We start from the raw sequence: 17,306 nt of genomic DNA on the forward strand, positions 1-17,306 counted from the left end.
GACCATTTTCGTCGATTGTTCCGAGTAAAATTTCATTAAGTGTAACATTTTTGTAGGTTGTTGAAATTTTTTGTAATAACCAATCTTCATCTTTACCAATTTGCTGCAGCTCATTAAATTCAATCTTTTTCTCTTTAATTAAAGTCCTAGGATATTGGAATGGTTTAATAGGTTGGTTAAATGAACTCGGTGTTAGTGGTTGGTGTTCACTTTTTAAAAAGAGTGAAATAGATCCACCTGGCTCCCAAAAAGCTAGAGCAACCTTTTCAATATCTTCCGCATTCTTCATCCTTAATTCTGCTAAAAGTACATCAATGGAAATCCTTGCTTTGTTCAAATTTTTATAAAGTATATTTCCATTTTCAATAAGTGGGATAGGTGCGGGGATAAACAATTTTCTTATTCTATTTGAACGTAAACTTAGGAAAATCCCAATTAAATAAAGGATTAAAACTACTGTCATTGTAATCATCGAACCTTCTAAACCCAATCCTTCATCTGATAATGGATGAGCAATAATATTGCCAATTAGTAAGACGATTACAAAGTCGAGTAGACCAACTTGTGATATCGTTCGTTGCCCCATCATTCTAGCGACTACAACAAAAAACGCAAAGCCAACGATTGCTCTGAGAATCCATTCAATGATAGTGAGATGATCTTGGGCAGCAAAAAAATGCATAATTACTCCACCTTAACCTAAATTTCCATAATTAGTTTGCACTTAGTACATTATTACTATTAAATTTTATTCCTTTAAAATAACAATAAAAAAACACTTCCTATGGTCCGAAATAGAAAGTGTTTTAGTATGCTTTAGAATAATCCAACTAATTGTTGAAAGGCCAGAATACCAAATAAGACCAAACATGCCGATAAGACAATATTAGACAGTAAACTATTACTATACTCTTTTCCAATACGTTTGGAATTAAGCAACCACAATAAACTTATTGATAAAAATGGCATAAACAAAGCTCCAAGAGCACCGTATAAAATAATTAATTCGACAGGTTTACCAAAAAATAAAAGAAGCATTGGAGGGAAGGTTAGCCATGCTAAGAAGGCACGGTATGCTGGATCCTTTTCAGTTACTGAGCGATTATGTTCCTTTTTCATAAGCCGGACAAAGTCTGCAAATAGATAAGGGACCCCATTCCAAACTCCTAAGAGAGAAGAAAATGCTGCAGACCAAAATCCAAGTAAGAAAAGCCATGTAAAAACACTTCCAAATTTGTCACCAATCATCTCTGATAATTGATATAACCCTTGTTCTCCTTGAATTTCAATTCCAGACCCATAAAGAAACTGACTTCCAACAATTAAGAGAGATAAAGTGAACAATGCAGTCATAATATAGGCTGCCTTTGAATCCAATCTCATCATGGGAATCCAGTCTTTACCTTTCCAACCTTTTTCCTTTAACCAATAGCCATAGGAAGCCATCGTAATTGTTCCACCTACGCCACCGATAAGCCCGAGTGCAAGCATAAAAGACCCTTGAGGAATTGTCGGAACAAAACCTTTAAAAAAGTCGCCAATGTTAGGTAAAAATAACACTGCAGAGCCTATTACTGTAACAAACATTAGACCTATTAGAACCATCATAACTTTTTCAAATAGGAGATAACGACCACTCCAAATGAGGAGAAAACCTACAATGGCATGTATAACTGCCCATACCCAAAAGGGAAGGACAGGGAACATTGCCGTCATAGCTAAAGCACAGGCTGATGTTGCTGCAGCTCCATATACGAATCCCCAAATGACAGAGTATACCCCGAAATATCCAGTAGCCCATTTTCCCATCTGCTGCCAGCCTTCAATGATCGTCTTACCTGTGGCAAGGTGCAAACGACCTACACCTTCATTTAAAAAGTATTTAAAAATAGAACCAAGAATAATTGCCCAAACAAATACAAGTCCAAAGCCTGCACCTGCAACTAATGCTGCGACAAGGTCACCGGTTCCGACCCCCGTTGCTGCTGCTACAAAACCTGGACCAATCATAGCCAATTTCTTTTTATAACTCGTAGGTGCCTGTATTGGCGTATTGAGATTCGACATAAAGTAACCCCTTTCATGGTGTAAAATAAAATATATTTTAAAATTATATCACAATTAAAATAAATAAACTTGGTCTAATAGTCTGAATTTTGGAAGTGAAATATTTCCAAGCAAGAAAATTTGTTTCTGTTCTATCAATTGATAAGATAGTAATAAATTAAGGTGAAGAAAGGATATGAGCAAATGACAAATATAAATATTCCCGTCTCGGTTTTAAATCTTGCACCCATTCGTCAGGGACAAAATCAAAAAGACGCAATAGATGCCATGGTTGACTTAGCTCAAGCTACTGAAAAAATGGGATACAGCCGATACTGGATTGCGGAACATCACAATTCACCAACATTAGTTAGTTCTGCGACATCCATTTTAATTAAACATACTTTGGAGCACACAGAAAAAATCAGAGTTGGTTCAGGCGGAATCATGCTTCCGAACCACTCGCCACTAGTTGTAGCTGAACAATTCGGGACAATGGCTACTATTTATCCAAACCGCCTTGATTTAGGGCTTGGACGTGCTCCTGGAACGGACATGATGACAGCAAGTGCATTAAGACGTTCTCATAATGATTCCGTTTATACGTTTCCGAATGATGTAAATGCATTACTTACATACTTTGGTCCTATGGAACGCCAAGGTTATGTAAAAGCATTTCCTGGAGTTGGTACAAGCGTGCCAATCTACATTTTGGGTTCTTCAACAGATTCAGCTCATTTGGCTGCAAAATTAGGACTTCCGTATGTATTTGCCTCCCATTTTGCACCAAGATTCATGGAAGAAGCAATTTCCATTTACCGCAACCGTTTTGTACCATCCGAATATTTACATTCACCATACATGATGGTTTGCCTAAATGTAATTGCAACTGAAACGGATGAAGAAGCTAAACGAGAACTCACAACCATGCAACAATTTTTCTTGAACGTTGTACGCGGTTCACAGAACCCATTATTGCCACCAGTTGATAATATGGATGAGTTATGGAACCAGCCTGAAAAAGAAATGGCTACTTCCATGTCCAGTGTTACATTATTAGGTAGCAAAGAATCGATTCGCAACCAATTAACAAGCTTCCAAGAAAAATATAATGTTGATGAACTAATGGCCGTTTCATACATCTATGACCCGGATAAACAAAAGCGATCATACGAAATTTTAAAAGAAGTTGTCGATGGGAAGTAAAGAATTTCGGGAACGTACTACTTTTGTTGGAGTAAGTTCAACAAAATGGAAGTATTTGAAGCAAATTGCTTCACAACGGATATAAAACTTGATACTATAAAGTAGAAATTAATATTGATCTATCTTCGGGGCTGGGTGAAAATCCCGACCGGCGGTGATGAGATTACTCTCTAAGCCCGCGAGCCGTAAGGCAGGATTTGGTGCGATTCCAAAGCCGACAGTATAGTCTGGATGGGAGAAGATGGAGGTTCTGCGCGTTCGAAAATTTTTTAATGATTGAACGTTTATTAAGCATACCTTTAACTCCCTCAAGAATCCATTCTTGGGGGTTTTTATTTGGGTATGACTTAAATTGCTGAACCTTTCTTCTTTTGAGGTGGATCGACAAAAGAGGAGAGGAAAGAAAAAATGAAGAAAATACCTTTACGTCAATTTGTGGCAATTGCAATGTTGAGTACGATTTCGTACATCTTAATGTTTCTCAACTTTCCATTGCCAACATTCCCAAGCTTTTTGAATGTCGACTTTAGCGATGTTCCTGCATTACTTGCAGCACTCATTTTTGGACCGATGGCCGGAATCTTAGTTGAATTATTCAAGAATATGATTGATTATTTCATCACAGGCAGTGAAACGGGAGTTCCAGTCGGACATATCTCAAACTTTGTAGCGGGAATTATTTTCGTCCTAACAACCTACTACATTTTTAGACTATTAAAAACAAAATTAGGCTTAACACTTGGATTAATTGGCGGTACCGTTATGATGGCAATCATCATGAGTGTTCTTAACTACTATGTCTTCTTACCGGCATTCAACTTTTTCTTGAATATCCCGGCGATGTCAGCACCAGAAACACTCAAAATGGTGGTTTACGCAATCCTTCCATTTAACTTCCTTAAAGGATTGATTGTCACAATAATCTTCTTGTTGTTATATACCCGTCTGCATCCATGGATTAATAAACAAGCTTCGATATAAATCTAATGATAGGCAAGCACCCAGAAGCGGGTGCTTGTTTTTGTTATATGGGATATTTTGTTTAGTCGGCTGTTATACTCGTATTTCGCATTCAGCACCAGAAAATGGTAAAATAGTAGTGGTTATATAAAAGGGGGATGGGGCAATGAAAAAGAAAATCGTCCTTGCCGGTGGTACTGGTTTTGTAGGTACTTATTTTTCAAAGAAATTTACTGACCTAGGCTATGAAGTAAAAGTGATTTCAAGAAATGAACCCAATATCACATGGGATGATAGAGAAAGTATTGTACAAGCTCTTGAGGACTCAGAAATGCTTATTAATCTTGCAGGGAAATCTGTAAACTGTAGATACAATGAAAAAAATAAACAAGAAATTCTTAACTCACGAATAAAGACTACAAGTATTTTAGGAGATGCTCTCAATGAATGTAAACATCCACCGGACTTATGGATCAATTCAAGCACAGCAACCATTTACCGGCATGCGGAAGATAGACCAATGACAGAAGAAACAGGCGATATTGGCAATGGTTTTTCCGTAGATGTTGCAAAAAAATGGGAGGAAACCTTTTTTTCTTATCAATATCAAAATATAAGACAGGTAGTCCTAAGAATCTCAATTGTCCTAGGAGCGGATGGGGGTGTGATGATCCCATATAAAAACCTAGTTCGGTTTGGCCTTGGTGGGATTCAGGGACCAGGCACTCAAAAATTTAGTTGGATTCACATAGAAGATTTGTTCAATATTATTCTTTTAATTCGAGATCACAACCACCTTACAGGAGTATTTAATTGCTCAACTCCTAATCCCATTACAAATCGTGAATTAATGAATAGTCTCCGAAAAGCTTACAAACGAAATGTTGGCTTGCCAGCACCGGCATGGCTCCTTGAACTTGGTGCGATTTTTATACGAACAGAAACTGAATTAATTTTAAAAAGTAGATGGGTAATCCCAGAACGCCTTGAAAAAGAAGGTTTTGTGTTTACATACCCGACAATTGATGAGGCTCTTACGCAAATAACTAATCAAGATTTTTGAAACTATTTTCCTATAAATCCGTAAACAATAGTGTTAGAACTAAAATTGGAGGGGATTTTATGGAAAGTAAAGGCTGTGTTAAATGTGGAAGTACGAATGCTGGCACAAAGGATGTATCGATGACTGGCTCTGGGCTTACTAAAATGTTAGATATTCAAAACAATCGCTTTACGGTGGTGTTTTGTAAAAACTGTGGTTACTCAGAATTCTATAACAAGAATTCTTCAACGGCATCAAATATTCTTGATCTATTCTTTGGATAATTTGCAGAAGGGGATAACAAACATATGCTGCATAAGTTCTCGTTACAAACAAATAATCGTGACCAAATGATTGATGTAACAAATAAAGTTCAATCCGTTATTGATGAAAGTGGAGTGAGAGAGGGAGCTGTAATTATCTATTGCCCGCATACAACGGCTGGGATAACGATTAATGAAAATGCAGATCCGGATGTAAAAACTGATATGATTCGTCGTTTTGATGAAATATATCCTTGGGATCATAAGCTTGACCGTCATCTGGAAGGAAACACAGCTGCGCATATGAAAGCAAGCACTGTCGGGGCTTCACAACATGTTATTATCACAGACGGACGTTTGCTTTTAGGTATGTGGCAGGGGATTTATTTTTGTGAGTTTGATGGTCCACGCACTCGAACCTTTTATGTAAAAATTGTGTAACTAGGCGAATCTATAAAAGATTCGCCTATTCTCCGTTTTACATACAATTAGCGCCATTTGAAACACTCATTTGCAACATCCTTATAATATGTTAGCAGAAAATTTCTCTCAGTTTTGCTACTATAGTAGTAAGTATTTTATTATTAAAATTTTGTGGGAGGGGAAGTTGGATGGATGAGCGTTATCCGATAGGAGAATTCCAGTTCGATGGAGCTTTGACAGAAGAAATAGTAGCGGATTGGATAAAAGAAATTGAGACTTTACCATCTTTAGTAAAGGATGCAGTGAAAGATCTAACAGATCAACAGCTTGATACACCTTATCGTAATGGGGGATGGACACTTCGTCAGGTTGTTCACCATATTGCAGATGCGTCAATGAATTCATATATACGTTTTAAGTTAGCTGTTACGGAAAACACTCCTGTTATTAAACCGTATGATGAATCAAAATGGGCTGAATTATCTGATTCTACTTTACCAGTAGATGCTTCATTAACGATCATTGATGGTGTCCACCAACGCTGGGTTACGCTCTTACGAAACTTTTCCATGGATGATTTCCAACTTGCGTATATTCACCCAGAAGGTGGAGAAATGAAATTAGGTGTCTTTTTAGGATTCTGTGCTTGGCATGGCAACCACCATTTAGCACATATCACGACTTTAGTAAAAAATAAAAATTGGTAAATTAAAAAGCAATGCATGCCGCATTGCTTTTTAATTCGTTTTTTTATTAAACATCCATTTGATCAATTCTTTTGCTTGTTCATGTGTGATATCACCTTCTGCAAGTGATTTTAAGATGGATCTCCATGAAGCAGTAACGATCATATAAATAGGAAGGGAGGATTCCGACATCAATTCGTTAAAAAAAGATTCCACCTTATCTTTATTTTTACCCGGAGATTCCTCACAAAGTAAACGACAAATATTTGCCTTCACTGCAAAATTCAATCCAATTATCAATGCAGCTTCCATTTTTTTAAATGTATCTTCAAATAAAGATACGGCGCCCTCCATTCTGTCTAAAATCCTTTGTTCCATTTCTGCTCGAATGATTTCATAAAGTTTTGATTTTGACCCAAAGTGGTGATAAATAGCACCAGTTGTCACATTCGCTTTTTCAGCAACCTCTGTAATATTAACCACTTTGTATCCCTTGCTACTAAATTCCTCTAAAGCCACCTTAAGTATTAAATCTTTATTAGTTCCTGGTATCGGTATCCACTCTTTCATAACATGATGATAACATATTGACAAAGAAACGTAAATGAATTACGTTATACATAAGTCATTTATGTAATACATAATTAATTAATCTAATTGAGGAGGAGAGACATGAAATTACTTTTTTTGTACCACCCTGTGAAAAACCTTAAAGAATCTCTTGCATTTTATCGTGAAAAATTAGGGTTCGAAGAAGCATGGAGGGAAGGAGAACATACGGCTGCGATTCATTTACCAAACACAGATATTCGTCTTATGATTGAGGATGAAGACGAAGGACTTTCTGCAGGTGGTGTCTTTTTGATCGATAGTGTAGACGAATTTTACAATCAGAACAAAGATCACCTTCATTTTGTTAGACAACCTCACGACATTCCACCTGGACGTTATGCTATCTATTTAGACAATTCCGAAAACCCCATTCGTATCCTAGATTTTACAAAAGAACAATAATGATTTATACAGACAGTGTTAAGTCCTGTCTGTTTTTTATTTGTAAAAAAGAGGAATCCGAGATTTAGTTAGAGAATACATATGGATAAAATAATCGAGGAGGGATTCATTTGATTTATGAAATGACCTTTCAATTTCGGGTTAGTGATATTTCTATTGGGCAAAAATGGTATGAAACGCTCCTACAGAAATACCCTGATTTTATTCCTCATGATGGCTTTGCTGAGTGGGAGCTTCTACCTGGATGCTGGTTGCAGATTGCAGAAGGTGATCCTTCAGTTGGTTCCGGACCAATAAGATTTGGTGTAGACAATCTTGAAAAAGAACGTGATAGGCTGATACAAGATTTAAAAATAGAACCATTCGAAATTTATTCAAGGGAAGAGGTCCCGGTAAAATGGGCCACATTTTCAGACCCGTGGGGAAATAGAGTTGGACTATTTGAATACCACAATGAATCTGAGAAGGATGAACGAAAGAAAACAATTTTAGGCTTGTCTAAATAAAAGGGGGCTTTCCAATGGCAAAAGGAAAGACAAATGCCATGAGGATTTTAGATTCTAGAAAAATTGAATACAAGATTCATACATATGAGAGTAATGACGGAAAAATTGATGGGGTATCAGTTGCCCAAAAGGTAGGGCTGGATTCTAAAAAGGTTTATAAAACATTAGTAACCCATGGAAACAGCAATGACATCTTTGTGTTTGTCATTCCAGTCGAAGAAGAGCTCGATCTTAAAAAGGCCGCTAAAGTAGCTAAAGTCAAAAAAGTCGAAATGGTACACGTAAAGGATATTCAAAAACATACTGGATATATAAGAGGTGGCTGTTCACCTATTGGTATGAAAAAAGCATATCCGACATTTATTGATGAGCATGCTGTGAGTCTAGACAGCATCATTGTTAGCGCTGGAAAAATTGGTATGCAGGTCGAGCTAAAAGTTGATGATTTAACATTTGCAACAAACGGAGAAATAGTAGACATCACGAAAGAATAATGTACAACAGCAATCAGTCATGAATGGGTTGTTAGAACTCATCATTTATGATAAAATAGATATAATAATTAGATACTCTAAGGGGAGTAGCTTTAACAGCAAAGTCGTCAATACAGAGATACAATCTCTCGGCTTTGTTGGCAACTATACCGTTGTTAGCAAGACCTTACCAAAAACATGGTATAGGTCTTTTTTGATTTTTTAGACCTATATCAATCGTGATATAGGTCTTTTCTATATTGCCTAGTTTTAATGCCAAGTCCAAGTGCTCACTTATCTAGTAGGAAGGGGAGTTTTTCATGAATATTTTTACGACAAAGAATTTGCCAGTATTTATCACAAAGGAACTTGAACAGCTACATAAAAAAATTGCTCCAATAATGATGAAAACATCTAAATACATGTTTTGGTCGTTTCCAATGATCACGATTTCACTCATTAACTTAGTTTTCTTGTTGTTTTTTATTCCATTTACACAAGAAGCTATTCCTTCACTTCTTATTTATGCCATCATTGGTGCAATTGGATTCGCTTTATCAAAAGAAGCAAGGTTTAAGAAGAAAGAAATAGAAACCATTTCATCCGAATATATTATTGAAAGGATAAAAAAGAGTGATGTGGTCACATCAGGACGTCAGCAAGATTATATTTCACGTCTTCAAAACCAACCAAAACTTGCACTACACTTTTTTATTGAATTTTTAAATGAGGAAAAACAGAGAGAAAAGCGAAATCTTTATTCCTAAAGGAGTTTTAACACAATGAAGCACTCAAATTACGAAGTAACGCTAGAGGACAAAGAACATGCAAAAAAAGAAAAGCCTAAAAAAACGATTCATCAAATCCTTAGGAAACTACAAAGCCAAGGAGTAAATGCAACCCTTTGTAAAAAAAGAAGTAAGCTTTCTTTAGGATTGTAAATGGAAAACCTGACCCATACGTGAGTCAGGTTTTTTCCTTGCTTACATAAGAATAGACAATGAGCATGAGAGACAGGTAGATTGTATATCCATAGAGTGAATACATATGCATCCACGAGGAGTTATGAACAAACCAGCCAAACCCTTCAGACAGTTTTTCACCAACCGTCATGATGGATGAGAGAACTAGTATAGCACTTATCTTTCCCACTATAGTAAATTTTTTACAGATTAAAAGAAAGGCAACAAGTATGAGTGGCAATCCAACAAGGGTAAAGCCTATATGAATAGAAAAAATATCAGGAAAAGGACGCATCGGAAAAAAGTAAAAATCTTTTCCAACATAATAAAGATCCAGATATGTACCGATTAAGGTTCCAAGTAATATGGTAACGAGTAGTCCTCTATTAGTCCAAAATGGAAATGGCCTTTTTGGCAATGGCTGCGAGTTCGAATTTTTCAAGGGTTTTACAATATTCATTAAGAATCTCTCCATCCACTTTTTCTTTATCGTCTGTCAGATAGTAAATCACTTCCCAATCCTTGTACCAATCCCCAATCTCAGAAGGCGTATGTTTTCTATTTTTCCAAGCCATCTCTAATCGAGGACTGTATATTCTTGGAGAACCTTGTGTGAGTTCACAGGATTTTACACGTGATTTTAATAAGAAGCCGGGTAGTCCTTCATCTACATTATTAAAAATATGCGGCCAGTAATCCTTTCTTGAACCTGAATGTTGGACATTCCTCGCCCAGTTTTCTATTTTTTTAAGTCGTTTATGATCGGCAAATAAGACGGTATATAAACGTTTACCTAACAAGATGCGTTCACGGACACTTTTAAATTGATGGAGGGTTTGACCGATAAAGTGAATTTTCCCGTTTTTTTCATAAGGAAATAAAATATGATTTAAATCAAATAAATCCTGAAGCTTGAATCCCAATGTATCAAAGACTTCTTTTTTATAATGAGGATTTAATATCACTCGATCCTCTAGGTAGCTTTGCTCATTAATAATTTGGGCAACGGTGAGTGTATACGAATTTTGCCTCATCCAGAACTCATTCCAAATGGATTCCATAAAAATAGAAACATGAAAATGAGGGAGGAGGTAAAATAAATTTTGCTGATATAGTTTACTTGCCTCATAGAGTAGAAATTGTGGAAAAGCATCCTGGAAAATTAACCAATTTCCACGTTCCAAAAATGAAAAATAGGATTCTGCTTCCTTCCTAGTTAAAAGCCTTGAAAGCTGTCCACCATTTAAGTCTGTCATAGTCCAGCCACCATTGCGGGACACCATATGGCCAAGGAATGCCCAATGAATTTCGGGATGGGCCACATAGAAATCCAGATAAGCCTTTGTCCTTGTTACGTTATTTAGATTAAGGCTATTTGTCATCCCTTTAATTTGCTGAATCAAGACACGTTCCTCCAAAGTAAGTGGGTGCAAAAATACTGGTCTTTTTTGGCGTTTCTTTAGATCTTTTTTGATTCGTATTAGAGATTCAGAGAGTGGGAGTTTCTTCTTTTTGAAAAATTTGCACATTAATGATGACCTCCTCAATGAATGCTCTTGACTTACGGTGAATATGTATGGAATAGATGAAGGGAGGTTACATATGTTTGACAAAGTAAACGATGGCATACAACAGCTGATTGGCACCATTCGGAAGGACCAATCATCCAATGGAGCTTGGAAATATCCCTTTGAAACAGGAATATCGACTGATTGTTATATGATTATCTTATTAAGAAGCCTTGAAATAAATGATGAGAAATTGATTGAACAATTAACAAAACGAATTTTGAGTCGACAAGAAGAAAATGGAGCATGGAAACTTTTTTATGACGAAGGAGAAGGAAATATCTCGGCAACAGTGGAGGCATATTATGCATTGCTTTATTCGGGTTATATAGAAAAAAGCGACTTGAAAATGAAACTCGCGAGATCCTTTATTGAAAAAAATGGGGGGCTCAAACAAACTCACATCTTAACAAAATTTATGCTTGCAGTGACAGGTCAGCTAAATGGCCAGCTTTTGTTCCACTGCCTCTTGAACTTATCCTGTTGCCACACTCATTTCCGATTCATTTTTATCGTTTTTCAGTATACGGAAGAGCTAATATTACGCCAATTATGATTCTTGCAGACAAAAAGTATAGTTTAACAACAAAAAAGACTCCTGACTTGTCTGACTTAGATAGTCAGAGAGACGAAGACGTTTTTCAGTTCCGAGATTCAAATGAATGGCGATCGTTTTATTCAAATATCAAACAGGCTATCAATCGTTTAATCGGATTTCCTTCTTATCTTCGCCATCTGGCAACTGAACAAGCAACACAATATATACTTCGCAGGATTGAGCCGGATGGAACATTTCTAGGTTATTTTAGCTCAACATTTCTGATGGTCTTTTCCTTACTTAGCTTGGGTTATCCAAAAAATCATCCAATTATTATAAATGCTGTAAATGGCTTAAAACGAATGAAAACAGTCATTAACGGTCATGTTCATATGCAATACACTACTGCCGATGTCTGGAATACATCGCTCCTTAGCTATGCTTTACAGGAAGCAGGTGTTCCGTTAACCGATTCCATGATTAGAAAAGCAAATCATTATTTGTTAAAGCGCCAACATGTTAAATACGGAGACTGGGTAGTTCAAAATCTTTCCGGTTTTCCTGGTGGTTGGGGCTTTGCAGACATGAATACAATTCATCCCGATGTTGATGACACTACCGCTTCCTTGCGTTCAATTGCAAGAATGGTTAAATATGAACCATTATATAGGCAATCGTGGGACAGAGGGATACAGTGGCTATTGACTATGCAAAACGATGATGGGGGCTGGCCTGCGTTTGAGAAAAATACAGATAGTAAGCTTCTTAGCTTTTTACCAATCGAAAAAGCAGATTACATTTTGACTGATCCTTCTTCCGCCGATTTAACAGGCCGAGCACTTGAGTATCTTGGTAAATATACGAATCTACAAAATAACCACCCATCTATTAAATCAGCCATTGAATGGCTTTTAAAAAATCAAGAAAAAAATGGTTCCTGGTATGGACGGTGGGGAATTTGCTTTATTTATGGTACATGGGGTGCGGTTACAGGCTTACGTGAGGTTGGTGTTTTACCTACACATACTTCAATAAAAAGAGCTGTCACATGGCTAGAATCGATTCAAAATTCGGATGGAGGCTGGGGAGAGTCATGTAAAAGTGATAATAAAAATAAATATGTACCTTTGAATGAAAGTACATTAACACATTCTGCGTGGGCGGTGGATGCTCTTATCTCAGCTAGTGATAAGACGACGAATACAATTGATAAAGGCATTGAATTTATAATGTCTAATTTAGACCGAAACGATTGGACAACACAATATCCGAAAGGTCAAGGTGCTCCAGGGGACTTCTATATTCATTATCACAGCTATCGTTATATTTTCCCGCTATTAGCACTCGCACATTACAAAAAGAAATATAGAGAAAAAAGCTAAAAGAACAGGTTTTTCTGCTCTTTTAGCTTTTCTTAAGTTTTGATGGGTTATTGATTTTGTAGTGAACCGGATCTTCAATGATGAATTCTTCATCGACATCTTTACCTTTAGCGAGTTTCTTTTTCACAATCTTTCCATCAAATTCAAGGGTATTTCCGGGTTCAAGCTCTAATTTCTTTAATGTCTTGGAATGAGAACACCAAGCTAATCCTATTTCAATTGGGTCGTCCTGTTGAATAATGACATTTTCAAGTACAACTACTTCATCATTATCTTCGTTAAAATGGTTCCATGTTAGTGCAAATTGTTTAACTGAAGCGGTAAAGTGAACCTTGTCCGTGGGCAACTCAATTTTTGGTACTTTTTCTTTTTTGGCCTTTTTCTCAGGTTGCTCCTTTTTAACAACTAACTTTGATTCAGTTGTTCCTGTTTTCTTAGCCTCAGCCTTAGTAGTTGATTCCTTATTCTTTGACGGAGCTACTGCTGAATCTGAAATAGCAGCTTTCGCAAAACCTGGTGATTGCATCTCTTTTAGATAGGCAGGGTGAATACAAGTTAAATTGCCATCCTCAAACTCAAGTACAATTGTGTTATGTTCTTGTGTTTTACCGTATACCTCATAGCCTTTTATCTTAACGATTCGTTGATGCGTTCTTTCTTTATACCAATACTCTTTTTTAACTGATAAGCCCCATTCACGAATCTTTTCTTCATAGTGTGCTTCGTCTATAAATGTTTCGTAGTCCCCTTTTGGAGGAAGGTACACAGTTCCCAAAGAATCTTCTACATGAGGCAATTTGTTCGCCATGTATGAACAACATCCTTTCATTTTTTACAAATTTATGTAATTAATATAAAATAAAATGAAACATATCTATTTCATATCATATATTTCTTTTTTACATATTTAAAGGGTTTAAATTTTTTTCAAAGGAGAATTGCTATGACAACTACGTATACGTCTCGAAATGAAGTACCTGAACAAGAGAAATGGAACTTAGATGATCTCTATGCGGACCTACGTAAATGGGAGGAAGATTATCAGCTTATTGAAAAAATGGGGGAGGACCTCGGAGAATTTGATGGAAATATCCATGATGGACATTCATTATGTGAGTATTTAACATTAAGTGAAAAAATGTCTTTCCACTTTAACAAGCTCTATGCCTATGCAATGTTAAAGGTAGATGAAGACACCCGAGTAACGAATTCACAATCTTATTTGGACCGCGCTAAACAGCTTAGTGTGAAGGTAAGCTCAGCGAATTCTTTTTTTATGCCATTTCTTTTAAGCTTAGATGAAGAAACCTTGAAACAGTACATTTCTGAAGAAGAAGGGCTTGAGTATTTTGAAAAAGAACTGCTGGAATCCTTCCGTTACAAGCCACATGTATTAAATAAAGACCAAGAAGAAATTCTATCGCGATTAGGTGAGGCACTCTCCGCACCAAGTACGACGTATGGAATGATAAATAATGCCGATATTCGCTTTGGCAAGGTCACGAAGGATAATGATGAAAAGGTTGAATTAACGAGAGGAATGTATGCAAAGTTAATTGAGGATGAAGACCGTGATAAGCGAAGAGAAGCTTATAAGGCCTATTATGAGCCATATGTACACTTGAAAAATTCAATCGCCTCCACATTGTCAGCATCAATTAAAAATAATGTCACAATCTCAAAGTTAAGGCATTATCCATCCGCACTTGAAAAAGCTTTATTTGGCGATAATGTTCCAAAAGACGTCTATGAAAATCTAATCGAAACCACAAAGAATAATATCGGAGCCATGTACAAATACGTGAAGCTGCGCAAGGAAAAATTAGGCTTAGATGAGCTTCGCCAATACGATTTAAGTGTGCCACTTGTTAGTGGGGCAAAGAAGGACATCTCCTACGAAGAAGCATTCGAAACCATGTGTAGGGCACTTGCTCCATTAGGCGATGATTATATCAATACACTTAAGGAGTTTAGAAAATCCCGATATTTCGATGTAAGGGAGACGCCTGGAAAGCGTTCAGGAGCTTATAATTTAGGTGTGTATGGAGTGCATCCGTATATCCTTTTAAATCATCAGGATGACCTGGATAGTTTATTTACGCTGGTTCATGAATGCGGTCACGGGGTTCATAGTAAATTAAGCTCCGAGCACCAACCGCAAATTACGGCTCGTTATAGTATATTTGTTGCAGAGGTCGCTTCAACCGTCAACGAAGTGCTTTTAATAAACTATCTATTGAATACAGAAGAAAATGCGGAGGTCAAGAAATTCCTCATCAATCATTTTATTGATAAATTTAAAGGAACTTTATTTACTCAGGTTATGTTTGCGGAGTTTGAGAAGAAGACCCATGAAATGGCTGAACAAGGGCTACCATTAAATGTAGAATCATTTAGCGAAGTCTATGAAGGATTGTTTAGAGAATACCATGGTGAAGAACTTGTGTTTGATGACGAAGTCAAATATGGTTGGGCACGAATCCCCCATTTTTACCGTCCGTTTTATGTGTATAAGTATGCAACAGGATTTGCTTCAGCGATTCATATCGCAACAAAGATTCTAGAAGGGGACGAAACGACGTTGCGTTCTTATCTCGAGTTCTTAAAGAGCGGCAGTTCTGACTACCCGCTCGAATTGTTGAAAAAGACTGGAGTAGACTTAACAACCCCATATCCAATTGAAAATTCACTAAAGAAATTTAATGAATTAGTAGAAGAATTTTCAAAGCTGTAAAAAGGGTAGCCTTCCAACATGGGAAGGCTATTTTTCATTCCTTAGGATGAACCATTTCTTTTGGATTTACGTATTTGTCAAATTGTTCTTCTGTTAAAATTCCTAGCTGTACGGCAGCTTCCTTTAAAGAGGTATTGTGTTTATGAGCATGCTTTGCAATTGACGCAGCCTTTTCATACCCAATATAAGGATTTAGAGCTGTTACGAGCATTAAAGAATCTTGAAGGTTATTAGCGATAATCGTTTCGTTTGCTTTTATACCAACTGCACAGTTTTTATTAAAAGATTCCATTGAATCCGCTAAAAGCCGAACCGTTTGAAGAAAATTATAGATAATCACCGGTTTAAAAACGTTAAGCTGAAAATTCCCTTGGCTTGCAGCAATTCCTATTGTGGCATCATTTCCCATCACCTGCACAGCAACCATTGTAAAAGCTTCACTTTGAGTGGGGTTTACTTTTCCAGGCATAATGGAGCTTCCAGGTTCATTCTCAGGTATTATTAGTTCTCCAATCCCACAGCGTGGGCCACTCGCAAGCCATCTAACATCATTTGCAATTTTCATTAAATCGGCTGCCAATCCTTTTAAAGCTCCATGTGCATACACGATCTCATCATGACTAGTGAGAGCATGAAATTTATTTTCAGAAGTGAAGAAAGAGAGCTTTGTGTATTCTGAAATTTCCTTTGCGACATTTTGACCAAACTTCGGATGAGCATTTATCCCAGTACCCACAGCTGTGCCACCAATCGCAAGCGCAAGCATTTTTTCAGTCGATTCCATGATCATCTCCTTGGATCGCTTTAACATATGAACCCAGCCGCTAACTTCTTGTCCAAGTGTTAAAGGAGTAGCATCTTGAAGATGAGTTCTTCCAATTTTTACAATGTTTGCGAATTCTTTTTCCTTTTCTTGCAATGTGGCTTGTAATGTATTAATCGCTGGTTTAAGCCGTTCATATACTGCTTTCACGCCTGCAATATGCATCGCAGTTGGAAAAGTGTCATTTGAACTTTGACTCATGTTGACATCATCATTCGGATGGACTTTCTCGTTGATTCCATTATCCTTTAACCACTGGTTGGCACGATTTGCCACAACCTCATTTACATTCATATTACTTTGCGTCCCGCTACCAGTTTGCCAGACAACAAGCGGAAAATGCTCAAAAAGGCGACCAGATAAAATTTCGTCACAAGCATTGGTGATGGCTGTGGTTTTATTTGCACTTAGCTTACCAAGTTTTTCATTTGTAATGGCTGCACTTCTTTTTAATATTGCAAAGGCTTCAATTACCTCATGTGGCATTTTTTCCGTTCCAATTCGAAAATTCTCTTTACTTCGTTGGGTTTGGGCAGCCCAGTAGGCGTCAGCGGGAACTTTTATCTCACCCATCGTGTCTCTTTCAATTCTATAATTCAAGTGGATCACTCCTCATTAACTTCTTTATATAACGTACCAAATATTCCCTTGTTTTATGTCTTTGAAATCAATATGTATTT

Annotated in this window: 19 protein-coding genes, 1 pseudogene and 1 riboswitch; of the genes and pseudogenes, 13 read left to right on the forward strand and 7 right to left on the reverse strand. The window is 36.9% G+C overall.

Annotated features, from left to right (window positions below; all coding sequences use genetic code 11):
• The coding region (locus V7138_RS17225) for a DUF421 domain-containing protein (RefSeq protein WP_335399569.1) at window positions 1–682 on the reverse strand (682 nt) is incomplete at its 3' end.
• A 134-nt stretch (window positions 683–816) separates the two neighbouring features.
• Entirely contained in the window at window positions 817–2,067 is a 1,251-nt protein-coding gene (locus tag V7138_RS17230) for an Nramp family divalent metal transporter (protein WP_335399571.1), read from the reverse strand.
• Between the two features lie 183 nt (window positions 2,068–2,250).
• Here V7138_RS17230 and V7138_RS17235 point away from each other — a divergent pair, with 183 nt between their 5' ends.
• The 6 genes from V7138_RS17235 to V7138_RS17260 all read left to right on the forward strand — a co-directional run bounded on the left by V7138_RS17235 (window position 2,251) and on the right by V7138_RS17260 (window position 6,647).
• Window positions 2,251–3,252 (forward strand): LLM class flavin-dependent oxidoreductase, encoded by a 1,002-nt coding sequence (locus V7138_RS17235; RefSeq protein ID WP_335399574.1) that lies wholly within the window; start codon window positions 2,251–2,253, stop codon window positions 3,250–3,252.
• Between the two features lie 117 nt (window positions 3,253–3,369).
• Window positions 3,370–3,499, forward strand: a riboswitch (FMN riboswitch).
• A gap of 161 nt (window positions 3,500–3,660) precedes the next feature.
• Entirely contained in the window at window positions 3,661–4,233 is a 573-nt protein-coding gene (locus tag V7138_RS17240; protein ID WP_335399577.1) for an ECF transporter S component, read from the forward strand.
• Between the two features lie 145 nt (window positions 4,234–4,378).
• Window positions 4,379–5,275, forward strand: coding sequence for a TIGR01777 family oxidoreductase (locus tag V7138_RS17245; RefSeq protein ID WP_335399579.1), 897 nt, complete (start codon window positions 4,379–4,381; stop codon window positions 5,273–5,275).
• 59 nt (window positions 5,276–5,334) lie between these two features.
• A complete protein-coding gene (locus tag V7138_RS17250; protein WP_335399581.1) occupies window positions 5,335–5,538 on the forward strand; it encodes a zinc ribbon domain-containing protein in 204 nt (67 codons plus the stop codon).
• Between the two features lie 24 nt (window positions 5,539–5,562).
• Window positions 5,563–5,958 (forward strand): secondary thiamine-phosphate synthase enzyme YjbQ, encoded by a 396-nt coding sequence (locus tag V7138_RS17255; protein WP_335399584.1) that lies wholly within the window; start codon window positions 5,563–5,565, stop codon window positions 5,956–5,958.
• A gap of 170 nt (window positions 5,959–6,128) precedes the next feature.
• Window positions 6,129–6,647, forward strand: a complete 519-nt coding sequence (locus tag V7138_RS17260; RefSeq protein WP_335399586.1) for a YfiT family bacillithiol transferase — start codon at window positions 6,129–6,131, stop codon at window positions 6,645–6,647.
• Window positions 6,648–6,677: 30 nt separating this feature from the next.
• Here V7138_RS17260 and V7138_RS17265 read toward each other — a convergent pair whose 3' ends face one another.
• Window positions 6,678–7,196: a TetR/AcrR family transcriptional regulator gene (locus V7138_RS17265; RefSeq protein ID WP_335399588.1), complete on the reverse strand. Its 519-nt coding sequence runs from the start codon at window positions 7,194–7,196 to the stop codon at window positions 6,678–6,680.
• A gap of 102 nt (window positions 7,197–7,298) precedes the next feature.
• On the opposite strand from V7138_RS17265, the gene V7138_RS17270 reads away from it, so the two are divergent.
• From V7138_RS17270 to V7138_RS17290, 5 genes are all read left to right on the forward strand, one after another.
• Window positions 7,299–7,640 (forward strand): VOC family protein, encoded by a 342-nt coding sequence (locus tag V7138_RS17270; protein WP_335399591.1) that lies wholly within the window; start codon window positions 7,299–7,301, stop codon window positions 7,638–7,640.
• A 110-nt stretch (window positions 7,641–7,750) separates the two neighbouring features.
• Window positions 7,751–8,146, forward strand: coding sequence for a VOC family protein (locus V7138_RS17275; protein WP_335399595.1), 396 nt, complete (start codon window positions 7,751–7,753; stop codon window positions 8,144–8,146).
• Between the two features lie 14 nt (window positions 8,147–8,160).
• Entirely contained in the window at window positions 8,161–8,640 is a 480-nt protein-coding gene (gene ybaK, locus V7138_RS17280; protein WP_335399597.1) for a Cys-tRNA(Pro) deacylase, read from the forward strand.
• Window positions 8,641–8,939: 299 nt separating this feature from the next.
• Complete coding sequence (locus V7138_RS17285; RefSeq protein WP_335399600.1) at window positions 8,940–9,386, forward strand: DUF5392 family protein; 447 nt, start codon at window positions 8,940–8,942, stop codon at window positions 9,384–9,386.
• A gap of 15 nt (window positions 9,387–9,401) precedes the next feature.
• Window positions 9,402–9,560, forward strand: coding sequence for a hypothetical protein (locus V7138_RS17290; protein WP_335399602.1), 159 nt, complete (start codon window positions 9,402–9,404; stop codon window positions 9,558–9,560).
• 25 nt (window positions 9,561–9,585) lie between these two features.
• Here V7138_RS17290 and V7138_RS17295 read toward each other — a convergent pair whose 3' ends face one another.
• Together V7138_RS17295 and V7138_RS17300 are read right to left on the reverse strand one after the other, a co-directional pair.
• Complete coding sequence (locus V7138_RS17295) at window positions 9,586–10,041, reverse strand: CBO0543 family protein (protein WP_335399604.1); 456 nt, start codon at window positions 10,039–10,041, stop codon at window positions 9,586–9,588.
• Complete coding sequence (locus V7138_RS17300; protein ID WP_335399607.1) at window positions 9,968–11,110, reverse strand: DUF2515 domain-containing protein; 1,143 nt, start codon at window positions 11,108–11,110, stop codon at window positions 9,968–9,970. The genes V7138_RS17295 and V7138_RS17300 overlap by 74 nt, the downstream gene beginning before the upstream one ends.
• A gap of 73 nt (window positions 11,111–11,183) precedes the next feature.
• Between V7138_RS17300 and V7138_RS17305 the strand changes: the two are divergent.
• A pseudogene (locus V7138_RS17305) lies at window positions 11,184–13,069 on the forward strand (terpene cyclase/mutase family protein).
• A 22-nt stretch (window positions 13,070–13,091) separates the two neighbouring features.
• On the opposite strand, the gene V7138_RS17310 reads toward V7138_RS17305, so the two are convergent.
• Window positions 13,092–13,877, reverse strand: a complete 786-nt coding sequence (locus V7138_RS17310) for a hypothetical protein (protein WP_335399610.1) — start codon at window positions 13,875–13,877, stop codon at window positions 13,092–13,094.
• A gap of 135 nt (window positions 13,878–14,012) precedes the next feature.
• Here V7138_RS17310 and pepF point away from each other — a divergent pair, with 135 nt between their 5' ends.
• Window positions 14,013–15,803 (forward strand): oligoendopeptidase F, encoded by a 1,791-nt coding sequence (pepF, locus tag V7138_RS17315; protein ID WP_335399613.1) that lies wholly within the window; start codon window positions 14,013–14,015, stop codon window positions 15,801–15,803.
• 34 nt (window positions 15,804–15,837) lie between these two features.
• On the opposite strand, the gene fumC is transcribed toward pepF, so the two are convergent.
• Entirely contained in the window at window positions 15,838–17,226 is a 1,389-nt protein-coding gene (fumC, locus tag V7138_RS17320) for a class II fumarate hydratase (RefSeq protein WP_335399615.1), read from the reverse strand.
• Window positions 17,227–17,306 lie beyond the last annotated feature (80 nt).

The sequence above is a fragment of the Bacillus sp. JJ1533 genome (assembly GCF_036965045.1).
Taxonomy (GTDB): domain Bacteria; phylum Bacillota; class Bacilli; order Bacillales; family Bacillaceae_L; genus Ferdinandcohnia.